We start from the raw sequence: 22567 nt of genomic DNA on the forward strand, positions 1-22567 counted from the left end.
TCGGTGACACGGGAGTACCCAACCGCAGCGACGGACGCGGCTACGGGATGATCTTTGCTCTCGTGGGCCCTAGGGGATGCGGTGGAGCCGTTACCGCTTGTTCCCGGAGGAGGCGAAATGGCGAATCAGGTCGGGGTGTCGGAGGCGAAAGCCGGGTTTTCAGGGCTTCTCCGGGCCGTGGAGCGGAGGGAATGCGGTTTCCATCACGTGGCGCGGGTGCCGGTAGTGGAGGCAGTTCTCGGCGAAACGAGAGCCAGCGAGGCGTTGCGTGGCCTGTCGTCTCAGCGAGAGTTCAGAAGTATTCCCGAGTCGAGGCGCGCCGCGGTGGCCGCCGGCTCAGTCCTCGGAGCCTCGGATCTCCTCTTCGGCGAGTTCCATGAGCAGGCGTTTCTTCGCCGCGGAGGCAGCATGGAATCCCTGGAGGAGTCGCCGTTCCGTCGGGGTGAGCGTGAGTTCTCGCGAGTCGGATAGGGAAGCGACGCGGTAGCTCTTGTGGAGCTTTTCGCTCCGGAGAAGCACCGTGCAAAAGTGAAGGGCGGCCTTTTGCCGCTCCGACAGTTCCTGGCCATCTTCTTCCGGTGAAGCCGACAACTCTCGAGCCGACGGTGCGAACATTTCCCCTTCGCCCGTGACGACCCAGTCTGGGCGCACCCGAAGCAGAGACCAAAGGCGCAGAAGAAACGCGGTATCGGGCTCCCTTTCGCCCGCCTCGTACCGGCGGATTGTGTTCGGGTGCACACCCAGCCGCTCCGCGAAATTCTGGACAGACTCGTTCCCGCGAAGTGCCTTCAGGCGATCGCCGACGCTCATCTTGCCTACCATATTAATGGGTTATGACGGCGCCCCCAGCCGATGGTTGCCGTTCGGGTGGCAACAATACACCCAATCGGCGCGACTGACAAGGCCGCACATGTAAGGTATCATACCACAACTCTAAGTTTTGCCTGTTTTTCGGGGCACCTGGGGCCGGAGTGCTCACGCTCCCCATTTGGGTTGACATCCGAGCGCGCCGGGGGTAAAGTGCTCTCGATTCAACGTGGTGGCACCCCCTCCGGCGGGGGCACTCTGGTCGCCTCGGGGGGGCGAACGCCAAAAAAGAAGGGAGAGGACGTTGATAGGATAGTCTAAGTACGCAATGAGCCCCGGGGCTGCCACCCCGAGGCCCATTTAAGAAAGGCTATGACATGACAACTATCTCACCCCGTCCCGGGCGTGTCAAGGGGCCTCTGCGCCTTGATGCCGCGCCGTGCGCACTCGATACGGCTGGCTGGGTCCACGCCCCGCCGGACCCGCACCGCCTGGAGGGCCCCCGCGACATTCTCGTCCCCGCGGCCGTCGCGCGGCGTCTCAACCAAGGGTACGGCATCGGCGCCACTGGGTCGTATAGGCCCTGGCTCCTAAAGCATCATGTCCCTAGCACGGGCCGTCGCCGGACACTGCGCGGGGTACGGGTCGAGCGTATCCACCACCTCCTATCCGATCTCGAGTACCGCGCATTCCTCCTACTAGAATCACACCCCCGCGTACTCGACATCCGGGAGCAATACCCGCTCATCGACGTGCGGCTGATACAGGCCATCGCGGCGTGCTTGGGGATTCGCGCCCCGACATTCCTTGCGCGGAATACCCGGCAGCGGCCTCCCTACCTCCCGACCTTAGACCTCCTCGTCACCCTCACCGACCGCAGCACCCTTTTGGCTATCTCCGTCAAACCAGCCGCACAGCTAACGCGCCAGCGGGTGGCCGAACTCCAGGAGCTAGAGCGTCAGTATTGCCACCACCACGGCGTAGCCTGGCGGATCATCACCGATCGGGACCTCGCTGCGTACGGATACCGCTGCCACACCCTCCACTGGTGTCGGGTCGACGCCGTGCTCGATCCGTCGCATCGCGTGACCGAGTGCGAGTACGAGCGGTATCTGTATTCGATCCTGAAGTACCGCCTGGACTCCGGCACCCCCTTGCGAGACGTCCTTCTCTCGGCCGCCGCCACCTGCACCCTCTCCGAGCCGCAGGCCGTGTCGCTCGCTCGCCACGCCATCTGGCACGGCCATCTTCCTCTGGATCTCTCTCGCCGCGTAGGGCTCCTTTACCCGCTGCCGTGGGCCTCGAGCGCGGGAAACGACTAACAGATGAGGAAACGATGTCAGAACAAAAAGTCGAAGAAAATGCTGTCGTGTTGATCGCCCCGGAATATGACGATGCTCATATGAAGGAGAGGTTCTATAGAATTCTCGCGATTGAAATAAGGCTCGACCTTGCTGCACTATTTGAAATCGCCCCGGAAAAAGACTCAACTCGAAACCCTTTGAACTTTCCGCTAAGCCAGTTGGCGGACATGCTTTCATTGGGACTAGCCTCAATCGTCCACTACGAACTGCCAGCCTTCTTGTTCCGCGATGTAAACGCTGAACAACGACAGATCATCCAAAACAGGCTGGACACCATCGCAGAATTTACGAGCAAACCACTGCGTGAATGGATTTTCGCGCAAGGCGCTCTCTCAAAAAAATTTGCTGCTGCATCCGCTCGCACGGGGGTCTCGAAAAAGAAGATCAAGCGATGGCTTTTCCGATACTGGAAATACGGGTCTATTCCGGCAGCGCTACAAGATAATTATCTGGCGTGCGGTGGGCGCGGAAAGAAGAAATCAGCCGGCACGAAAAAAAGAGGCCGACCGCGCCAATATGTAGCAAACGAAGAACACCCTGAAAATGTGGGGACAAATATAACTGATGAAATACGCCGCATTATCGCCATCTCCATTGGCCGTTGGTACGGAACCGCCCACGGACGGACGCTGCAATTCGTATATCGGAGAATGATCGAACAATTTTTTTCGGAAGAAATTACCGACAAAGATGGAAACACAAAAAGGGCCTTCCGCAAAAACCGTCCCACCTACGGTCAATTCTATTACTGGGCGCAGCAGTATACCCACACCCCGGAAACGCAAAAAGCGCGCCACGGAGCCCGGCAGTGGGCGCTCACGGGGCGAGGACTCCGAGGTCGTGCAACGGACGGCGTAGTCGGGCCCGGCGACCGCGCAGAAATGGACAGTACAATCCTAGATCTGTATTTAGCGAGCCTATTGTCCCGTATCATCCCCATCGGCAGACCGATTCTTTATGTAATTATTGACGTTTTCTCAAGGCTGATTCTCGGATTCCATCTGGCGTTAGAGGGGCCGAGTTGGAACACGGCTCGGATCGCCCTATACAATGCATTTCGTAACAAGGTGGACCTGTGTGAAGAGTATGGCATAACGATATCAGAGGCGGATTGGCCATGCGAAGTGCTGCCCCGGAGCATATTGGTTGATAATGGTGAACTGCGGGGAGAAAAAGCAAATGACATGATTATGGGGCTCGGAATTACCGTCGAAAACTGCCCGCCTTTTCGAGCGGATTGGAAAGGCATCGTAGAATCTCGTTTTCGAACACTACAAGAGGGTATCATTCATTATCTGCCAGGAGCAGTGAAAAAGAGGCAACGTGAACGAGGCGAGCGGGATTACCGCCTTGATGCGGTGCTCAATATTAGAGAGATCGGGAATATCATTTGCAGGTTGATTCTGTACCACAACCACCACCACGAATACCCGGACCTCCTGACCCAGGAAATGATATCAGCCAATGTTCCCCCAACTCCCATCGGTATGTGGCGTTGGGGTTTGAAGAATATGACAGGGTCGCCCCGGACCGTGGATTCACAGTTGATCTACCGACACCTACTGCCTCGGGGGACGGCGTCAGTGACGGAGTCCGGAATTGTGTGGCATGGACGGAGATATTCGTGTGCTACGGAGGCCGCGGAAAACTGGCGTGCCATTGCTCGGCGGAACGGGCGGCGGAAAATAGAAATTCGTTACGATCCGGCAAATACAGATCACGTTTGGGTTCAGACAGAACTCAATCGATTTGAACCGTGTGAAGTTTGCAATCCAGACGCGGATAAATATCGTGGGCTGCCTGTAGAAGAGATACTAGATGCGCGTGCAAGAGAGAAGGCCCCGGCGGAAAATAGGGCCTCACGCGCCTTAGAGGGCGCTATGGATCTTGACAAAAGCGTCGCGGATATCGTGGATAATGCCACAAAAGAGGCGAAAGCAAGCGGGCGCGACGACAAAGAGATGCTAAAAAACATCCGGGAAAACAGAAAAGCGGAAGCCCGGCGTCTGGCAGCCGGGGAGTTTACGGAGGGAATTGATCATGTCGACACTAAGTCGCCAGCGGATATATCCGTTGAGAACCGACTACGCGGCCTCGACGGAGACGCTTTGTGTGAGTTCCTAGGCAACGAGGAGTCCAGCGATGACGACGAGTGACCGGGATCGAAGCCTGGTGGGGCGCATACCGGTGGCGGAATACGTACCCACCGGGATCCCTGAGATTGCCGGGAATCCGCTCGTTGAGGCGTTGCCGCCCCTGCTGAAGGCGGATGACGCCCGGCGGGTGCTGTACCGGCCCGTGTCGCGGGATCCGGCCGATCGGTTGCGGAGTCCCACCGAGCGATTGATGTTGGTCGATCGGGCGAAGGACCTATACGTTCCGTTTTTTGAAAGCCTTCAGTTGTATACTGACATGGGGCGGGCGATTCGAAGGGGTTACGCGACGAGAAACATTGTAGATCCCAATGCGATTCGTTTTGCCTATCAGTTGTGCGGGGAGAATATTGACTGGTCCCCCGTGCAAACCACAACAACAGCCGGTAGTTGTCTCGTAATAGGAGCCAGCGGATGCGGGAAAACAACAGCAATCCGGAGGGTGCTATCAACATATCCTCAGGTTATGCGGCACCGCGAATACAATGGCCAGAAATTGAATAATGTACAGGTTGTTTGGCTCCACGTGGATTGTCCCGCTAACGCCTCGCGGAAGGACCTGTGTCTCCAATTTTTTCGTGCGGTGGACAACGCAATAGGTACAAACTACCTTGATCAGTATGGTTCCGCCCGTCGTTCGACCGAAAGTTTGCAAATACAGATGGGACGGTTGGCAAGAGTTCTCAACGTAGGGATTTTGGTCGTTGATGAACTGCAGAATTTGAGCTTGGCGAGGACGGGCGGCGCAAAGCAATTCTTGGCATTTTTAAGATCAATAGTGAATGTTGTTGGGGTCCCAATTGTTTTTGTTGGAACCTATGGGCTGGCCAGGATTCTGATGGGCGAGTTTCAGGTCAGCCGCAGGATGATGGACGCCGGATTTGTGGAGTTCAGGCGCCACACAAAAGGCTCTAAAGCATGGACAGTATTCGCACAGCAATTGTGGCGTCTGCAATTGGTAGAGCGTCCAGATGCATTTAACATGGAGATTGCCGACACCTTGTACGACATGTCCCAAGGGATCATAGATCTCGCCGTGCGGACGTTCATGCGGGCCCAGAAGTGGGCGATCGAGACAGGCGGGACGACGGTGTCGCACCGGGACTTGGCAGCCGCCGGGGCGATGGAGGGAAAGCCGATCAGCGCGCAACTGGAGGCACTCCGGCTGGGCGATCCGGTCGCTATGCAACAGTATCCGGACATTGCTCCCCCCGTGGGGTGGAGAGAGTGGACCGTGCCGTTGGCCGGAGCTTGCGGGGAGCGTTCATCCGTCGAACAGGGGGCCGGCGAGGTGTCCCGCCCGGAAAAGAATACCGAAGACCGGGAGGGCCGCCCCGGGGACGACTTGCCCACACCACACATGGATCCGGACCATGCCATCGTGCGGGCGCAGCAAGAGACTGAGGACCCGCACGACGTTCTGGGCCGCAAGAACCTGATCGCTGACGTGGATGCCCTGTAGGGTGCCCTGCAGGGTCCGTATGGCGGGTAGCAATCGTGCAGCAACACCTGCTCGCGCTAACGCACTTCCCGACCGCGCTGCCGGACGAATCTGTGATGGGAATGTGCGCTCGTTACCAGGTCCTCGCCGTGCACTGCTCCGCGCGGGAGAGCCTACGCGCATTGTTCGGCCGCGGGATGCCGGTGACTTCCTCAAATCTCCCCACGTACGTAGGTCTTCTCGCCGATCGTCTACCGCCGGATATTGGCCTTACGGCCGAGGAGATAATCGAGCACCACACGCATCTGCCCTATTACCGGCCCTTTCGGACCGCGACCACGGTGGCAGGCATGATACGGGCCATGTTGGGGCGCGGTGGAAGCAACGCGAAGGCTGTGGGCGGTCTACTCTCCGGCCGGGTGGGGGCTTCGGATCCCCTGCGGTACTGCCCGATTTGCCGTGACGCGGACCTACAGCGGTACGGAGTGGCCTACTGGCACCGAGAGCACCTGCTGCCCGGCGTGCTCGTGTGTGCGCACCACGAGGTGGGGCTGCGACAGGTGGACCCCCCAATCGAAACCCCCGCGCGCCACGGGTTCTCGCTGCCGCCCGCGGAGCCCGTGGAGGACCGGCATCACGCTGATCTGGCTGACGGGCTGGACGAGGCGGCCATCGACGCCGCCGTGGCCATCGCTCGCATAAGCCGCGACATCCTGTGGTCGGCCACACCTAGCCTCGCCGCCCGGGATACGGCGCGCGCATATCGGGCAGAGGTAGCGCGCCGCGGCTGGATGACCGCTGGCGGCCGCGTCCGGCAGGCTCCCCTCCAGGAGCGGGTCCTCGAGCACTACCATGGGCTATCGGCGACCCCGCCCTACGGCCGACTCCTCGGACTTCTGGACGCGGCCGAAACATGGCTGGCGACAATCGTGAGGGGTCGTCGAGCGGGCGCCCACCCCCTGAAACATATCCTCCTCATCGCGTTCCTCTACACGGATTGGCCGGCATTTCTGCGCGCCACCCGGGAGCAAGTACCGTACTCCCCGCCGGAGCCGGGCTCAGGCGCCGAGAACGCCAGTCCTCCCGCGGGTCCGGCCCTCCTCCGGCACCTGGTACTGGTCGAGGGGCATTCCCTCCGCAGTGCCGCGGAGGTCTTAGGGACAACGGTGACCACGCTCAGCGTCCGGGCATCCCGGTACGAGATACCTCTCTCCCGCACGCGTCCTGTGAAGCACCGCCCGGCCGGCGAACGCCGGGCGCGCCGTCTGCTTCGGCGGGGGGTGCCAATGCAGGACGTCATGGCTGCCACTGGCTACTCGCGCGCACACCTCGGGCGCATCCTGCGAGGCAACCCCCAGCTGCGGTACCGCCGGCAGCACTCCCTCATGCGGCGGGCCCGCCGGCGCCACCGGGCGGACTACACCGCCGCCCGGACGGCCGACCCCGAGGCCTCTGCCACGGAGATCCGCCGCCGGGTGCCCGCGGCGTATGCCTGGCTGTACGCTCACGATCGTGAATGGCTCTGGGCGCACAGCCCCGCCCCCGCCCGCGCCACGCCTCCCGAGACCCGGGTGGACTGGGCTCGCCGCGACCGGGAGCTTGCGGTGCAGGTCGTCGAGGCGGCCGACGCCATCCGCACTCGCCCGGGCCGGCCGGTACGGGTCAGCCCGTCTACGGTAGGCAGGATGATAGGGGCGCTGACACTGCTGCAGCACCGCCGCGACATGCTTCCCCGGACGGCGCGAGTTCTGGAGACGGTCGGTGAGAGCGTCGAGGACTACCAGGTCCGCCGAATCGAGTGGGCCCGGGCAGAACTCGTACGGCTAGGGATCCCGCCGGCCGCCTGGCGAATCCAGCGGCTCGCCGGCATCGGGTGTGCCCCTTCGGCGCGTGTTCGCGCCGCGATCCGGGAGGCGGCCGGCCAGATGGCCATTCCGGGCGTGCCCGAGATCCGTCGCCGGCCCACCCAAGCCAACGGCGGCGGCCGTGGATAGCTCTGTCGTGGATCTCTACCTACCGCCGCCCGCCCCCGAGGAAACGCTCCACAGCCTCGCCGTGCGCTACCACCTCCTCTCCCAATCGGCCACGGAGAAAATCTCCGGCCAACGGCTATTTGGACGCGCCTGTCCCTCCATAGCGAAATGGTCCGGCACGGGACTACGTCGCTTCGTGGAAAGAATCGGCCGGATCGCCCTCCTGTCTCCGGAGGAGGTCATGGCCCGCCATACTCTGCATTCCCTCTATCGTGCCCTGATGGCGCCCCGCCCCTCGGAAATCTCCGATGCCCCTGATCGGTGGATGAGATCCGGGTCTCTTCGCCACCGCATGAGATACTGCCCCGCTTGCGCCACCCGCGACGTAGAAATCCGTGGCTTTGCGTACTACCGCGTCTACCACCAGGCTCCGCTCGTGCATGCGTGCGCCATCCACGGAGTACCTCTCGTCCGATACCGAGAGATCGATCGGAGGCCGCGAGGGGGAGTGCCTTCCGTTCTGCCCTTATCAGAGGCGGATGGGTGGACTGCGGAAACCTACCCGATCTCCCGAAACCCAAGGGTAGAAAGGGCCCACCGCAAGTACGCGCGATATGTACGAGACCTCGTTGGCTCCGCCAAGCGAGCTTACGGACTGGACACAATCGAGGCGGCCGTTCTTTGCCGCCTCGGGGAACTCGGCATCGCGGTGTCTCGTGGCAGACAGTACGTGCTCGCGGCCTTGCGCGACATTCTGGCAGAGGTGTGGAGCGACGAGTACCTGGACTACGTGTGCCGGCACCCCCGGCGCGTCTTCGGCCGGGACGTCGCCCACGACGTGGTCTTGGTGGCCGGCGCCTTGTTGGAGCCGCCCCACGCTCTCTGGATGGGATGCGACCGGATTCTCGGAACCGACGTGCCAGACGGCCGGGTGCCACTGCAAAGGCTCCACGCTCTCCATGCCCGGATTCAGGCACGAGATCGGATACGGGATCGTCTGGCTGCCCACTGCGGCCCCGGGCGACTCCATTGCCGCACATGCATACATCGGGATCCGAACCTCCGCTACCTGTGTCGGGACCTCGTTCCCGATGGGACGACGTGGAGCGACTATTCGACACGGCTCTCCAGGGCCGCGGCGCCGTATGTGCCGCAGCTGTGGCGCACTGAGGCCTCGTTTCGCCAGGCGTACGGCCGAGCGTCAGAAAAGCGGCAACATCCCCCTCCCAATAGCGTTCTCGGGTCGCAACCGGCCGGAGCAGGTTGAGAGTGTTACCCGTTTTTGCAAGGGAAACCCTGGAGATCTCCCTGCCCCCTCGCCACCAAGGAGTCGACCATGTCAACCACGCGGTATGCTGTACCGCCCCCCGCCGCTGATTGGTTCCCGGAGGACGCTTGGACCTTCTTACGTGTAAAGCTGCCCGCATTAAGAACCAAGCCGCAACTGGTTATCATTTCGTACCTCGCAACGCTGCCGGTCCCGATTACAACGGAGCAATGGATTGTAGATGCGATCGGGGGAGGCCATATGACGGCCGCAAGCTGGATGGTTCGCCTAAAGCAACGGGGAATATTGGCAAAGCGTGTGCGGGTGCGCCTAAGGGAGGCAAATTATTCCGGTTGGGTTTTCGAGTGGTCTGAGAAAGTAGGGGAGGCACTCCGGATCATCCGAAGTGCGCCCGCCCCAATTCGGTGCATCCATACTCCCCTCCTACGAGCCCTCCTAGTCCCGGAAGTGGTCCGTAATCTCAACGAGATCGCGGATGCGAACGACCTCTCGATGCTCCGGGAGGCGATGCGATCTTTCTTGGAACAACAACCGAACGATCCCCCGGATTCGACCATGCGTTCAGATCCGGGGGCTTCCCGGACTACACGGATCATCGCGCCAGGCCCTGCGGCGGACGAAACCGCCGGGCCCCCACTAGGATGTGTCGCGCCGCGAGTCTCTTCGCCATCAGACGACGCGGATCGTCCCGACCCACCTTCCGCTCGTGGGGGATGGGAGCACGAATCAGAACGGGGGAGCCTGGCGGAGATTCTGGTGAGGGACCCGGAACTGCGGTGGTGGGTTTTGCGGCACGGGGTCTCGGAAACCTTCGTGATGGCTTGCTGCGCCGAGTATGGGGTGGAGCCCGCCCTTGTCTTGCAGAGCCTTCGGCATGCCCGCTGGCAGATTCTGCTGGGCCGGCTGGATTCGCAGGACGCCTTGGGGGCGCTGGCGGAGGCGTTTCGGAGCTTCGGTTGCTATCCCCCTCCCCCCGATTACCGCGATCATGTCGAGTTGCGTACGATGGTGCTGGAGGCGGGGAAGGTCCGCGAAAGGCAGGCCAGGGGAGAAAACGCCCCTCACGATCCGAACGGGGGCTGAGACCCCCCTTATCCGGAGGCCAACACAGCTCAAAGCGGATGGCCCCCGCTGGCGGCGCGCGCCCACCCCATGAGGGCGACCGATCGGCAAGGAGGGTGTGTATGATGACGGCCGGGGAATTCTACAACGAGCTCCAGGGGATCCTGTGTCGGTACGGAGTGGAGGTGTCCGCAGAGGATTCGTGGAGATCTTGGGAGAGATTGCCGATCCACTCCAGCGCGCGCCCGAGGAATCGGACGAGAATTCCTCCGCTGACCAAGGCGCAGCGGTGGCCAATGTGTTGTTCCGGCCCTGGGAGATCGAGCCTTCGGAAGAACCGATCTCTCGACGCACAAGTCAGCGGATCCTCAGGGAGGCGGCATCTTCTGCCCTCTTGCTTTGTCACAGTCTGACGACCCAGCAGGTAAGCAGGCTTCTCGGGGTGTCTTGCCGCCGAGTCCGCAAGCGGCTCTCATCGAAGGAGAAGACCCTCTACGGGTTTCTTTGGAAAGGGAGGTGGCGGCTTCCAAGGTTCCAGTTCATGGGCGACGATACCCTCCCTTATATTGAGTTCGTCTTACCGCACGTGCCCGAAAACGCATCCCCCGTGGCCGTACACCTGTGGTTCGTGGACCCGAACCCCGCCCTGGTGGACCCTGCCACGGGCGACCCCCTCAGTCCTCGGGAGTGGCTCCTTCGCGGCTACTCGCCCGAGCCGCTGAAGGAGTTGGTGCAGCAGATGGAGAACGAGCCGGCGGCCGCCTAATCGAGCGAGCGGATCGAGATCGCTGATGACACTCTCGACTGTCCCTCATTTCCTTTTGAGGACGAACCGTCCGGCACATCCGGCCGCCCTAGCCGGGCCATTGGCAGGCGTGTATCGTCGGCATACCACGCTCGGGGGAGCGGTCACGAGGCTCGATAGCAAGGGGAGGACAACCCTTCCCAAAGGGGTACGGGTTGCCTTGGGCCTGTCGCCGGGTGACCACCCCCTTTGGGCGGTCGATCCCGACGGCACGGCTCGCGTTCTGCGATTGAGCACGGAAGACGAGGAGTACCTTCGTGCGGCCGAAGGAACCTTGTCGGAGTGGGGGGAAGGTGCGGACGAAGAAGCGTACGGGGACCTCTGACCCGGCGGAGGTGCCGTCGGCATCGACCTCCCAGGTATAAGAAACCTTACGGTGCAACGGAGGTGTTAAGGGCACCGAAACCGTCTACTGCTTCTTCGACGAGATCCAGGCCGTGGAGGGGTGGGAGGCGTTCGTGGACCGCATCCTCCGCACCGAGAAGTGCGAGGTCTACCTCACCGGCTCCTTCGCCCGGATGCTCTCGAAGGAGATCGCAACCCAGATGCGGGGCCGGGCGCTCCCGTGGGAGCTCTTCCCGTTTTCGTTTCGGGAGCTTCTGGATTTCCAGGGCATCGACGCCGAGGGGCTCCTCTCCACGCGGCGCCGCCTCCAGGTCCAGAAGGCGTTCCGGGAGTACTGGGAAACCGGCGGGTTCCCGGAGGTGCTGGGGCTCGACCGACGGCTTCGGGTCAAGATCCACCAGGAGTACTTCCAATCGATCCTGTTCCGTGACCTCGTGGAGCGCCACGACGTGTCCCACCCCAAGGCCCTGGTGGACCTGGCCCACCGCCTGATCGACGACACCGCGTCGCTATACAGCGTGAACCGCCTCACGGGATACCTGAAGGGGTTGGGGCATAGGGTTCCCAAGTACGCCGTGGCCGAGTACCTGGAGTGGTTGGAGGACGCCTACTTTCTGTTCTCGGTTCGCGTGTTCGACCCCTCGGTTGAGCGCCGAAACACCAATTCCAAGAAGATCTACTGCGTGGATCACGCGATGGTGGCCTCGGTGTCCTCGGGGATCCTGGCGAACCGGGGGCACCTCCTGGAAAACCTGGTCTTTACGGCCCTTCGCCGGGTGACGGCCGACATCCACTACGTGAAGACCCGCCGGGGAGCCGAGGTGGACTTCGTGGCCCGGATGCCCGACGGTGCCCGGCTGCTGGTCTAGGTGTGCGACGATCTGGCCGACCCGACCACGCGAAGCCGCGAGATCGCGGCCCTGGGTGAGGCGATGGAGGAACTCGCCGTTCCCCGCGGCATCGTCGTGACCCGCGAGCACGAGGAACGGATGGACGTGCGAGGCCGGCCCGTCGACGTCCTGCCCGCGTGGCGCTTCCTGCTCGAACTCCCCGAAGCCCCGTAGCGAAGGCCAGGAAGCCCGGGCGGTATCGTTCCGGCAGAGGCGGCAGGTAAGAGTACCCGCGAACAGACAAGCCCGGCCCCGGAGCATTGCATCAGTGCGGGAGGCGCGGATGGTCACAACGCTCGACTCGAGGGGGCGAACAACGATTCCCAAGAGGGTTCGGAGCGCCCTCGGGCTCTCCCCCGGCGACCGGATCGTCTGGACGCTCGAACCCGACGGCTGCGCCCGGGTTCGGCGGCTCGACCCGGGGGACGAGGAGTATCTGTCCGCGGTGGATGGAACGCTTTCGGAGTGGGGAAGCGACGCCGACGAGAAGGCGTACAAGGACCTTTGATCCGCGGCGGCCCCGATCGGCAGAAGGTCCGGCCTGTTTGTCCACGGACCCGAAAGAAGGCCTTCTCCCAGTGAGATCGCCGGACCATGCCCGGTTTGCTGCCGAAGGACAGCCCGGACAGGTAAGACTGGCCGCCGGTGCGTTCGGCGACGCAATCCCGGAGCGGGTACGCCCTCGGGGGAATCGGGGTGGACGAAGGCCTCTGCGTCCGAGGCGCTCTGGGGGTTGACCCCCGCCCCGCGGTGTTGGGAAAATGTCAACGTCGAGTTCACCGGTGGACAGGGGGCCATCGACGTGAAATCAACGGGCGGGGCGTCTATCTTGTTTGAAAGGAAGCGGCACTTAGGCTGGCAGGGCCAGCCGGGTGCCGCTTTTTGTTTGTTTGGGTGACGGATCGTAAGCCCCCGTCGGATCCCGAACATGGAGAAAGCGCCATGACCTTCGAGGGTAGCCGCAGGAGATCCCGATATCCCAAGGGGTGGGGCAGGTTCCTGAAACACATGCGACGGGGCGCCGAAGCGAGCGATCTCGGGTTCCAAGGCACCCGGGGGGACGTGATCCGGTTCGGCAACCGGTACCGGCTTGCGTCGTCGTTCGACACCCTCCAGTTGCATGGCTACAGTCAGAGCACCGTCGCCGGGTATTCGGCGCTGTTTCGGGTGTTTCTGTGCTGGTCGTGCTTCGAGCAGTTCAGCGCGATCACGGGCACGAACCGATCGCACTTCCAAGAGATCTTCCGCCCCTACGGTGCCGACGACGTCGCGGTCCGTCTGAAGCGGATCGACCGAAACGGGTCCTTTTATCGCTTTCTCTACGAGAGAGTGAACCCGCGGCACCGCGACGAGCTGGATCGTTACCTCGCGGGGGGCTCGACCAACGTGGCGTATCTGGCCAGCTCGATCCGCCACATCTTCGCCCACGGCATGCTCACCCCCCACGCAAACGACTCCAACCCTCGCAATGTCGTTCGGTGTTGTGACCTCCTCAGCGACCTACTGTTAACGGGCATGAGCGAGGAGTTTGACCGCCGGGTCCAAGATGTTTGATGAGGCTGCAAGAAGGTGATCTAGGCGAGGTAGACCACAGAATAAAGTGGACCATGCCTTGTCAGATCCATAACATATTTGTGTTACTTCGCCAAGCGAGGGACTTTTTTCAGGCTTATGAACAATAAAGGTGGCAAGATGGAACTCAAAGCTCAGTATCAGGATTTTAAGAAGTTGACTCAAATTTTGGGCAAGCTTTGCGGCCGAAAAGAACTCCCTGACGAAAAAAGGATCGCGACGCTTCGATCTGCCATCGTGGCGGCCCAAAAGTTGTCTCTGGACGGATTGCTCGCTGATCTAGAGAGCGAGCTATCTGACCTTGAGCGGCGGATCAATGAACACCTCACGAGCCGACGTGAGAGGCTCCTGCTAGCGGCGCGAGAAGCAAGGGTGCCTCATAAGCGATTCGGGCAGTATGACAGGGTGGGTGTGTTCAAAGTATCGTACAAGGGAATGAAGGTTCGGCTGGAGGTGGGCAGTGAGAAGGTGTGTGAGTTTGCCGAGGGGGACGGAGAAAAAATCTTCGGCCGAATTCAAGAGGAGGCCGCCGCGTTGGAACGAGAGCCTTTCTCGCGGGAGGGGTTTCTACGAACCATAAAGGACGCGTGCCGCATTGCCCGAGAGCGGGGACAGGAGCGTGACGGGTGGGTGCAAGTGCGTGTGCTTCACGGATACGTGGCGCTGTTGCGCCACCTTCAGTTTGAGGACTTTATGAAGACGCCGGTGGCCAAGAAGTTTCGCGATTATTCTAGTGCCCAATTCGCGTATGACCTTGCCCGGTTTGGCCGTTCGGGGTGGTCCTTGGGTGACGACATGTTGCGCACTATGACCCCAAACATGGCAACGGTCTCCGCCGGGAAAGCCATCACCTTGCCGAACCTGGAGAGCGTGGACACGCTTGGACCGCAGTTCGCGGTGCTGCGGGTAGAGAAGAAAGGGGGAGCCAGTGGATCCGAGAGAGGTTCTGGCGAAACTCGCTGAGTCAGGTACACCGCCCGATGCCGGAAGCGCCTTGCGGATCTCCGTTGGGCTGGACGGAAGCATTGCGCGTTTCCGGGACGAGATACTGCCGTTCGTGAGGGAAGGTGGCGCTGAGCTTCAGTTCGTATTCGCCCCCTACGGAAGAGGCAAAACCCATTACCTCAGGGCCCTTCAGGAAGTGGCTCTTCGAGAAGGGTTTGTGACCTCCTATGTGGACTGCCGGGCCGGTCAGTCGCCTTTCGCCTCCCTCCAGGAAACGTATCGCAGTATGGCCAAAGGTCTTATGCCTCCGCAGCGAGTCCGAGGTACCAAACGCCGGACGGGCCCAGACGCGGTTCTGGAGGCAGGGGTGCGGACCGTGTCGCCGGAAGAGGCGAAAAGGCGGATCGAAAGGGTGTACGGTGATCCTCTCCTGGCTAGCGATTTCCGCACCCTGTCCGCAGCTTACATGAATCAGGTGCTTCGGGAAGGACGGTGGACGCAGTTGACGAGCGAGTTGCGGGCGCTATTGCGCGCAGATATTACTTATCGTATTCGTGTGAGCGATTTGTATCGTGGAAATCCACATCTTCCGCGGCCTATTGGTAAGCTCGGGAGGCGGAACGCAGCATCTTGGGTTCGCTCTCTCGCTTCGATACCAGGAACAATAGGGTACCCCGGCCTCGTTGTTCTCTTCGACGAGACTGAGCAGGTGCATTCGATGGCTCGGCTTAGACCGAAAGCACGACAGACGTACTTGGCGAACCTGCGGAATTTCGTCGACCACATGGCTTTGGGAACCTTCAGAAGCTGCGTGATCTACTATGCCGTTGTGGAGGAGTTCCTCGAAACCGCACGGGCAGATTTGGAGGCCTTAAGTCAGCGAATAGAGCGGATTCGTCTGGGTAGCAACGGCGAAGCCCCCAATCCGCGGGCGGTTTGGGTGGACCTGGATGAATTGACCCAACCAACTCCTGGGGAGGTGGCGTTTTTTGAGGGACTTGCTGAGGCGATTGTGCAGGTTGGCTGCGATGCCGGTCTGCCCGGTCGATCACGCGACGATCTGCTACGCATGCTAAGCGGGGAGTGTGCCAAGTACAGCGATTCGATTAAGTCCGGTGCGGTTAGGGAATTCGTGAAGATGGCCGCTAGTGTTGTGGCTGCTGAGGTGTCACGTCATGTCTGAAGACCGATTGATGATAGAGCCCCAAGACGCTCGAGAGCTGTGGGCGAGGTTGGCCTCCGAAGGGAAGGCTCCTTCAGAACTCACATTCGCCGGGCAGGTGCTTCCCACCTATTCCGTAGGCATCGAGCCTTGGATCGACCGGTTGGCGAGGACGTATTTGCAGGAGTTGTGCCGGCGCCACGCCCATTTCAAGCTCGTGATCGGCCCGTACGGCGGCGGGAAGACGCACTTTCTTATGGCGCTGGGGAGCCGGGCTCTGAAGGAGGGGTTCGCGGTGGCCTACGTCGCGTGCACTCAGGGGATCAGCCTGGATAGCCCCTTGGACGTGTTCCGAGCCTTCATGAAGACGCTCCATTTGCCAGGGGAAGACCGGCCGGGGCTGAACCGGTTTTTGCGGCGCGTGATTGCTCACAAGAGGTCACAGATTCACGAAGCGGGCGCTCCGGATCCGGACGCTGCTTTTTCTCTCTGGTTGGATGCGGTCGCTAGTGACGATCATCCCGAAAACGCATTCGGTAGGGTCATGGCAGAGGCTCTGCGGACCCAGTACGATCCAGTTCGGGCGGTGGCTGGCGATGCAGCTTTGCGCTGGCTGCAGGGCGACGTGGACACGTTGACAAGGGAGGATCTTGCCGCTCTTCGCCTTGCCAAGGTGCCGGTGCGGGCGAAAGGGGATCTTGGAAGAAACTTATTGCTCTCGGTGGCTCGATTCCTAAAGGAGGCAGGTGTCAACGGCGCGGTCGTGCTGTTTGACGAGGTGGAGACGCTGTTCACTGCGAGCGGCAAGGCCTTGGACCGCGTCCTTGCGGCGATGAGGGTAATGGTGGACCTGCCCACCGGTGTTCCCGGCGGGGTGCCGCTGTTTGGGGTTTTTGCGGGTGTGTACGACGTATTAGAGAAATTGACGCGGTACCCAGCTCTTGAACAGCGCTTGATGGTAAAGGGGGTCCCTTTTCACGAAGGTGGCGACTTCGCTCCCCAGATTCACTTAGACAAGGTTGCTGGACAGGAAGAGCTGCTGAGATCAATCGGCGTTCGATTGATCGCCTTGGGTGAGCTGGCGAGGGGTTATGAATTCAATAAAGACATTCAGATGGCCAATGTGGAGCGGCTGGCCCATGTGGCTGCGGAACGAAATCTGGAAATTGCTGCAAGGCGGCTCTTCGTGAAGACGTGGGTAAACCTTTTGGATTTACAAACACATCAAGGGGAGAAGAACTACAGCGAGGAGGAATTGGCAAGTCGCTATCGGGGGTCTTTCGAATCGCTTAGGAACGAAGAGTTGGAGGCGTACGAGCCTTGAAAAAAGGGGACCGGGTTTTCCACAACAAGCTCGGGTGGGGCACAATAATAACGGTGGGGGCAGGGAATCGCCAAGGCGCCTTGGTGGATTTTGGTTACGCGAGGGTGCTTCTGCCGTTGGAGACGCTGCATTTCGCCCCGCGGGACACCTCGGCTTCTGCCCAGGCCCAGACAGCACTGGAACCGGAGGCTGAGGCATCGCAAACCCTTGGTGTGGCTCGGATCGCCCCCGCTGCATCTGGCGGCTATGCCCCCCCCTCGCAGTGCGCCGTTTCGGCGAACACAGGAACGGTAGAGGCTCGGAAGGGTATAACCGCCCTCAGACTTGGACAGATCCTCGAATCCCAGGTGTTTGATCTGAGCGTCGGAACGGAGGAATTGGAGCAGGAACTCCGCCGCGCGGTGGCCCTCGCAGCGCGAGAGAAGCCCACCTTCGTGTTGATAGAAGGGGCCTGGGGTGGGGGGAAAACGCACGCGCTCACCCTCTTGCGGGCCATCGCCCGAAAGGATCAATTCGCCATTGCGGCGGCCGTTATGGACGGTACGGCTGTGACCATGTCTGAGCCGATGGGATTGATGGAGGAGATCCTGAGCGGGGTTGGCGCTCCCCTTCGGGATTCCGGCGTAGCTTGCCTAGCGGACCTCCTTCGCCGGGCCGTTCGGGACGGCAAGATGTCGGCACTGGTGGAGAAGGGGGCGAGGACAATAGCGCGTGCCCTTCGTGTTGTCCCCGCTCACGTTCTAGATGATCCGGATGCTCTGGCGCACATCCAAGACTACTTTGCCCTCAGCCTTTCTGCTTCGCAGGCCAACGGGAAGCTCCGCGTCCTCGGCCACCGAGGCGTTCGCCTGCCGACCATGAGGGCGTTCCGGGTCGCAGATCGCCCCAAAGCATTTGCGCGGCTGTTGAAGGAGTGGGCCATCTTCCTGAGTGTCATGGGCGCCCGCGGCTTTTTGTCAGTATTTGATGAACTTGATGTCGAGTACGCGACCACAGCATACCGGGACCGAGCCTCGGAAACCCGTAGACTTCGGCGTCGAGCACTTCTCCGGGAGATGAAGGCGGTTGCCAGGAGCAAGGCCCCGCTCTTGGTAGCATTCGCGTCGGCCCCTGCCGGAGGAGGGGTGGCGACAGAGCACGATGCGGTCGAGGACATTCTGGAGATCCTGGGGGGTGCCGTGATTCACATCCAGGTGCCTACTCCCGACGAGAAACAGCTGGAGGAACTGCTGCGTAGAATTGCGAACCTGTATCGAACCGCTTATCCCGATAGCGAGCCCTGCCTCGGCGATGAGACCATCGCTAGGATTTTTCCGGGGCTCCTAGCTCGGTATCGTCGCTTGCCGAACTCAGTGCCCAGACATTTTGTTCGGACGAGTCTCGAGGCTTTCGACTTGCTCTCCGGGGGAGGAAAACCTTTAGAGGACGTCCTTCACCTCATGGAATCATCCTTCTGATGGCCTCCGACCGCGACATCGTTCGGCCCCTCGGCGCAGTGGGCCACGCGTTCTTTGGGCGGTTCAACACCCTCCGCGCCATCCAACGGCAAGCCATTCCCCCGATTCTTAAAGGACGAAACGCTCTGGTCACCTCCGCCACAGCATCCGGAAAAACGGAGGCCGTATTTGCCCCGCTGGTGGCCCGGCTAAAGGCCGACCCAAATGGGTCTGAGGGACGAATTCGGATCTTGGCGGTGGCTCCCACACGTGCTTTGGTGAACGATCTCTTCGCGAGGTTAGAGGGGCCCCTTGCGAAAGTTGGTTGGACCTGTGGCAGACAGACGAGCGACCACAGAGATAAAGCCCGCCGCCCCCACGTCCTCATTACAACGCCGGAGTCCTTTGACTCGATGCTGGTGCGAGATTCCGTTTGGAAGGACGGGGGCCTGGTCGACCACATCTTAGCGGGGGTCCAAGCTGTGTTCTTGGACGAAGCGCATCTTTTCGATTCTTCCCCCCGTGGGGATCAAGTGGTCTGGCTTCTTGCGCGCCTGCGCCGCGTACGCGAGTTTGCACGGGCCAAAGGATGGGTGAAAGAAAGCGGTGTTCAGGTCTGTGGGGCGAGTGCCACGGTGTCGCACCCAGAGGACCTCGCGCGGAAACTCCTGGGAGAATCAGCGGAGGTCGTTGCGGTCCCCGGCAGCCGTGAGATTGAGATTCTGAGCGCGCAGACTGGTGGGTGGGTACCTTTGGATCCGGTTGCCGACCCGGTCGCAATCCACCCTCACCTCCTCCATGTGAGGGGGGCGGACGATCTCGACGCCATTGGTCACTGGGTGTGGCAGGCACTAGGCGGCGGGCACGACAATGGTTGCAGGAAGGTGCTGGTATTCGTTCCCTCGCGTGCGCTGTGCGACAAGCTGACGTTGGTCCTGGGTAAATTGCTGCGCGAGCGGCGAGAGATCTTTGTCGGAGCGCATCACGGCAGTCTGGAGAGAAATCGTCGGGAGTATGCCGAGAGGGAGTTTTCCCGTGCGCGTGACGCTGTGCTCGTCGCCACGACCACTTTGGAGGTAGGTATCGACATCGGGGACGTGGACGCGGTAACGCTGGTTGGAGCACCGTCGAATACGGCCAGCCTTCTTCAGCGCATCGGGAGATCCGGACGTCGAACAGGGTGGGTGCGCGTGATCCCCGTGGTTCGAAGTGGGGTCGAGTCGAGAGCCCTGGCGAGCATGTTAGACAACGCTTGCCATGGGGCACTCGACCCGGTCCCCCGGACCCGGCTTTGGTCGGTCTTTGTCCAGCAGGCGATTAGCTACGTTGCCCAAGCTGGACGTCGAGGGAGGAGACGGGAGGATTTGCTCGCGCTCGCGGAAGAGGTGTGGCCGGAGTCGGAGGGGGCAGGAACAGCCGCGAAGATTCTGGAAACCTTGATCGAGACCGGTGCTCTAATCGAGCAATTCGGCAGGTTGCATCTGGGCGAGGAGTGGGCGAACCGTTGCGAAAGGGCCGGGGGAGACGTTCATCACAACTTTAGCGCGGGTGATCGAGGAATTCCCGTGGTCGACGGTGGGACGGGTGAGGTGATTGCCTACGTGCAACAGGGGGTCAACGGGTCCGGTACAGTTGCCTTGGCTGGCCAGAGGTGGAAGGTCGTGAGCCAAGAGGGAGAGATCGTGCTGCGAACCGTTGCGGGAGGCTGCCAGGACGAAACCTTTCGCTACGCTTCCAGATCGGCCCCTATGGGCAAGGCCTTTGCGGAACATGTGCGGCGTGGTCTCGGCCTCAAGACGACGGATGCTCCGGTTGTTAGTTTGCCCGGAGGTTGCTATTGGTTCCATTTCGGTGGTTCGGCCTACGAAACCGTCTTAAAGGGCCTTTTCCATGGGCTAGCGGGGCTCCCGGCGTTGAAGGGGCTCGCGGTCCGCGGTCGCGTGGAGGAAGCGCGACTCCGAGCCTTAGCACAGGATGAGAGTCGGTTGAGGTCTGTTCTGAGCCGATTCGCGGATGACCTCGTCCCCTCTCTTTCGCTCGGCCGATACCATTCCTATCTGCCCGAAGATGTTCGCCGCCGCGTTGCTTTACAGTTGTTCGACGTGCCGGGTTTCGCCGAATGGCTTGCCGGGCGGCGAGTGTTAGACATTGACAACGCGACCGAAATCAAAAAGCGAATAGTAGAGGGACTCGGGATCGGCGACTAAATTTGTTACGGTTACGTCTGCCACGCAGCCGGAGGAACATATCTAATTGCTCCCTCTCCATGGGGATTGACCAGGATGAACGGTGGTATTGTTGATCTGCTAAGCTGTTGTCGGCCCCGATACGTGAGCACATGGGACGTACAGAGGGCGGGAAGGGCTGTTTAGCCACTAGAAGGGATCAACGGTTTCGGGCCGGGGGCTGAGGTGTCTCGTGTAGGTAAAGACACCTTAGTACACTGACATCGGAGAGAGAGTACAAAACTATTTTTGTCTTGAAGAGTGACAGTAGAGAGTGACCCCACGCAGGGAGGGCGTTTGATCGAAGGGCGGAGCAACGGTCCTGGATAGATTGGAGCTAGAGTCGCCGGCCCGGGGGAATGGGACAACATTTATTTTCCCGAAGGAGCCGGCGTGAGGGCCGGGCCGGTTTATGACATCTAATCGGGGCACAGTCAATGTATCAATATTAATAGAATCACGCTGGAAAGCGGAGTGGGAGAAGCACGGAACGAGAAGCGCCCTGTGTGCAATCGGTCCACCTGCAGGCTAAGAGTTATCCATGATAAATTAAGTGGTGGGCCGAGAAAAGACATTGAGCTTGAAGGAGGGACGATGTGTGGAGCGGAGCAATGGGTGTGATCATTTATCGTTAAGTTTTGAGTGGTCGATGTTGCCAAACCGCACCACGTGCTTTTTTGCCCAAGCATCTACGGGCCCAGAGTGATATAGGGTTCCTCTGCCTAGATACGTTGAGGATGGGAAAATGCCGAAAACTATGTACTGCTGGCGCTGTAGAATGGAAATACCCATGCTGACGCAAGAAGAAGCGGCGATAGTCGACGAAATGTTGCGTGCCACGACGCGCGAAGAACTTGTTGAAGAGGCGTTAAGCGCAGAGGAGCGTGGATTTTACGAAAAATGGACGGAGGCGTATCGAGAGTTTTTTGGCAACGAGCCGCATATAAGCTTGCGTGAGTTTAGGATGTGTAAGTTATATTACGATTTGACCGGATGGATGGAACCAAACCCGGCCGCGATTTGGCATCATGTGGTGTCACTGTACGGCCCGCCGTGTGAAAGTTGCGGAAAGCCGCTGAGAACGCGGATGGCTGCTCTTTGTGCTGCGTGCGGGCATCCCCGGAGGAGTTGAGTGAGCGGACGAGTGCAGCGAGAAGGTACTTCCGGGTTTCTAGTGGGTAAGGGTAGCGGTAGTGTGGTTCGCCGAAAGGAAGGTGAGCCATGCGCGACACGACCTTGTATCAGTAAGTTTCTGTTGGGCGTGAAAGAACCCTGAAATGTGCACAAATTGGGGCGCTACCTCAAAATGCTGTTCTGTTAGTCGACCTTTGGGTCGAGCACCGGCGTCGATTTTCGGGAGGGGCACCGGTTTCGGGTCAAGGCCCTTCCGTGTTACAGGACGCCACGGGGGAGAGTGTTGTTGCTGAACTTGTTCACTTGGGTGAGTTGTGGTAGCCACGCTACAGTCACTCGTGTCCAAGAACGCTATCGTCAGAAAGTCTGAGAGCCTGAACTGATGCGGAAAATCGGCGGGTCGGCGAACCGGGGGACCTGGTCCATGAAAAATGCCCTCCGTCTCGGGTATGGTGGTGCTCTCCACAAACATCACCACCCAAGAGGAGGGCCTGCTGATGGTACGTACCGCCAGTCTCTTCAGTCAAATCCTCGGCCTCGTGGAACGCGCGACCTTCCTGAAGGCGTGTCGCAGACACGGCGCCAACCGCTGCACCAAGCGGTTTTCCGCCTGGGATCACTTCGTTGCCATGATCTTTTGT

Annotated in this window: 19 protein-coding genes and 1 pseudogene; 19 read left to right on the forward strand and 1 reads right to left on the reverse strand. The window is 60.7% G+C overall.

Annotation, left to right across the window (positions count from 1 at the left end; genetic code table 11):
- Nucleotides 1-336: 336 nt before the first annotated feature.
- Nucleotides 337-810 (reverse strand): helix-turn-helix domain-containing protein, encoded by a 474-nt coding sequence (locus ACYQ8L_RS14990; RefSeq protein WP_459942619.1) that lies wholly within the window; start codon nt 808-810, stop codon nt 337-339.
- 374 nt (nt 811-1184) lie between these two features.
- Here ACYQ8L_RS14990 and ACYQ8L_RS14995 point away from each other — a divergent pair, with 374 nt between their 5' ends.
- The 19 genes and pseudogenes from ACYQ8L_RS14995 to ACYQ8L_RS15085 all read left to right on the forward strand — a co-directional run.
- Entirely contained in the window at nt 1185-2129 is a 945-nt protein-coding gene (locus ACYQ8L_RS14995; protein WP_459942620.1) for a TnsA endonuclease N-terminal domain-containing protein, read from the forward strand.
- Nucleotides 2130-2143: 14 nt separating this feature from the next.
- On the forward strand, nt 2144-4327 hold the full coding sequence (locus ACYQ8L_RS15000) for a Mu transposase C-terminal domain-containing protein (protein WP_459942621.1): 2184 nt from the start codon (nt 2144-2146) through the stop codon (nt 4325-4327).
- Complete coding sequence (locus ACYQ8L_RS15005) at nt 4314-5786, forward strand: ATP-binding protein (protein ID WP_459942622.1); 1473 nt, start codon at nt 4314-4316, stop codon at nt 5784-5786. The genes ACYQ8L_RS15000 and ACYQ8L_RS15005 overlap by 14 nt, the downstream gene beginning before the upstream one ends.
- A 35-nt stretch (nt 5787-5821) precedes the next feature.
- Nucleotides 5822-7759, forward strand: coding sequence for a TnsD family Tn7-like transposition protein (locus ACYQ8L_RS15010; RefSeq protein WP_459942623.1), 1938 nt, complete (start codon nt 5822-5824; stop codon nt 7757-7759).
- A 7-nt stretch (nt 7760-7766) separates the two neighbouring features.
- Entirely contained in the window at nt 7767-9005 is a 1239-nt protein-coding gene (locus tag ACYQ8L_RS15015; protein ID WP_459942624.1) for a TniQ family protein, read from the forward strand.
- Between the two features lie 777 nt (nt 9006-9782).
- The gene (locus tag ACYQ8L_RS15020) at nt 9783-10109 is read left to right on the forward strand and encodes a hypothetical protein (RefSeq protein WP_459942625.1); all 327 of its coding nucleotides are present in this window, start codon (nt 9783-9785) and stop codon (nt 10107-10109) included.
- 520 nt (nt 10110-10629) lie between these two features.
- Entirely contained in the window at nt 10630-10854 is a 225-nt protein-coding gene (locus tag ACYQ8L_RS15025) for a hypothetical protein (RefSeq protein WP_459942626.1), read from the forward strand.
- 452 nt (nt 10855-11306) lie between these two features.
- Nucleotides 11307-11483 (forward strand): annotated as a pseudogene (locus tag ACYQ8L_RS15030) (ATP-binding protein); the annotation flags it as partial.
- Nucleotides 11484-11507: 24 nt separating this feature from the next.
- Nucleotides 11508-12107 carry an ATP-binding protein gene (locus tag ACYQ8L_RS15035; RefSeq protein WP_459942636.1) on the forward strand — a complete coding sequence of 200 codons (600 nt, stop codon included), beginning with the start codon at nt 11508-11510 and terminating at the stop codon, nt 12105-12107.
- A complete protein-coding gene (locus ACYQ8L_RS15040; protein WP_459942627.1) occupies nt 12108-12302 on the forward strand; it encodes a hypothetical protein in 195 nt (64 codons plus the stop codon).
- A 109-nt stretch (nt 12303-12411) separates the two neighbouring features.
- Nucleotides 12412-12636, forward strand: coding sequence for an AbrB/MazE/SpoVT family DNA-binding domain-containing protein (locus ACYQ8L_RS15045; RefSeq protein WP_459942628.1), 225 nt, complete (start codon nt 12412-12414; stop codon nt 12634-12636).
- 434 nt (nt 12637-13070) lie between these two features.
- The gene (locus ACYQ8L_RS15050; RefSeq protein WP_459942629.1) at nt 13071-13682 is read left to right on the forward strand and encodes a hypothetical protein; all 612 of its coding nucleotides are present in this window, start codon (nt 13071-13073) and stop codon (nt 13680-13682) included.
- Nucleotides 13683-13820: 138 nt separating this feature from the next.
- Entirely contained in the window at nt 13821-14663 is an 843-nt protein-coding gene (locus tag ACYQ8L_RS15055; protein ID WP_459942630.1) for a hypothetical protein, read from the forward strand.
- Entirely contained in the window at nt 14629-15828 is a 1200-nt protein-coding gene (locus ACYQ8L_RS15060; protein ID WP_459942631.1) for a BREX system ATP-binding domain-containing protein, read from the forward strand. Before ACYQ8L_RS15055 ends, ACYQ8L_RS15060 begins: the two co-directional genes overlap by 35 nt.
- Nucleotides 15821-17131 (forward strand): BREX system ATP-binding domain-containing protein, encoded by a 1311-nt coding sequence (locus tag ACYQ8L_RS15065; protein ID WP_459942632.1) that lies wholly within the window; start codon nt 15821-15823, stop codon nt 17129-17131. The genes ACYQ8L_RS15060 and ACYQ8L_RS15065 overlap by 8 nt, the downstream gene beginning before the upstream one ends.
- A gap of 83 nt (nt 17132-17214) precedes the next feature.
- Complete coding sequence (locus ACYQ8L_RS15070; RefSeq protein ID WP_459942633.1) at nt 17215-18588, forward strand: BREX system ATP-binding domain-containing protein; 1374 nt, start codon at nt 17215-17217, stop codon at nt 18586-18588.
- Nucleotides 18588-20774, forward strand: a complete 2187-nt coding sequence (locus ACYQ8L_RS15075; RefSeq protein ID WP_459942634.1) for a DEAD/DEAH box helicase — start codon at nt 18588-18590, stop codon at nt 20772-20774. The genes ACYQ8L_RS15070 and ACYQ8L_RS15075 overlap by 1 nt, the downstream gene beginning before the upstream one ends.
- 808 nt (nt 20775-21582) lie before the next feature.
- Nucleotides 21583-21924 carry a hypothetical protein gene (locus tag ACYQ8L_RS15080; protein WP_459942635.1) on the forward strand — a complete coding sequence of 114 codons (342 nt, stop codon included), beginning with the start codon at nt 21583-21585 and terminating at the stop codon, nt 21922-21924.
- A 499-nt stretch (nt 21925-22423) separates the two neighbouring features.
- Nucleotides 22424-22567: DUF4372 domain-containing protein (locus tag ACYQ8L_RS15085; RefSeq protein ID WP_459942637.1), on the forward strand; the 144-nt coding region annotated here is incomplete at its 3' end.

The sequence above is a fragment of the Deferrisoma palaeochoriense genome (genome assembly GCF_054656955.1).